General features: G+C 53.0%; 1 protein-coding gene. It reads right to left on the bottom strand.

The genetic code is table 11. From position 1 onward, the window contains the following. Positions 1-719: carbohydrate ABC transporter permease (locus B3F49_RS04790; RefSeq protein ID WP_293909343.1), on the bottom strand; the 719-nt coding region annotated here is incomplete at both ends.

Below are 719 nucleotides of genomic sequence, written 5' to 3'. Positions count from 1 at the left end.
CCATCGAGGCCTGTCATCGTATAGATCTGCTCAAAGACATTCAGGCTCCCGATAATGGTAAGCACCGTGATGATGGTAATGGAGGGAATAATGAGGGGGAAGATGATCTTCCAAAAGAGCTTCCACTCGCCAACGCCCTCCAGATACGCTGCCTCCAGGCACTCACCGGGGACGTTGTCGATGGCGGCGAGGAAGACCAGGGAGGGAAAGCCCACCCACCTCCAGATGTTTACCAGAATAATGGTGGGCGTTGCCAGGTGCTCAAGGCCCAGCCAGGGCCTTTGCAGAGCGGCAAGGCCGACGAGCTTGAGAAAGTTGTTCACCAGGCCGGTTGGCTTGAGGTACATGCCCCATAAAAAGCCGACGGCAACTATGGAGAACAGCACGGGTATGAAGAAGACTCGTTTGAAGAACTGGGCGAACGGTACGTTTCTGCTCAACAGGTATCCAAACAGCAGTCCGAGAGAGTTCTGAATAAGGGTGGTGGAGAGAAACCAGGTAAGGTTGTTCTTCAGGGCGTTGAAAAAGCGCTCCTGATAGGGGAATGCGGTAAGAAGCCTGCGAAAGTTTTCAAGGCCGACGAAATCCATTCTGATCAACTGCTTCCAGGAGAACAGGCTGTTATACAGGGACATGAAGAGGGGAAGGAGGATGAAGAGGCCCACCACCAGGAGGCCTGGGGTGATGAAGAAAATTATCCAGAGTAGTTTGTTGCGTTC

This window comes from Sphaerochaeta sp. UBA5836, assembly GCF_002432845.1.
In the GTDB taxonomy this organism is placed as follows: domain Bacteria; phylum Spirochaetota; class Spirochaetia; order Sphaerochaetales; family Sphaerochaetaceae; genus Sphaerochaeta.
The sequence above is the reverse complement of the archived record's forward strand: the minus strand, read 5'-3'. Positions and strand labels throughout refer to the sequence as shown.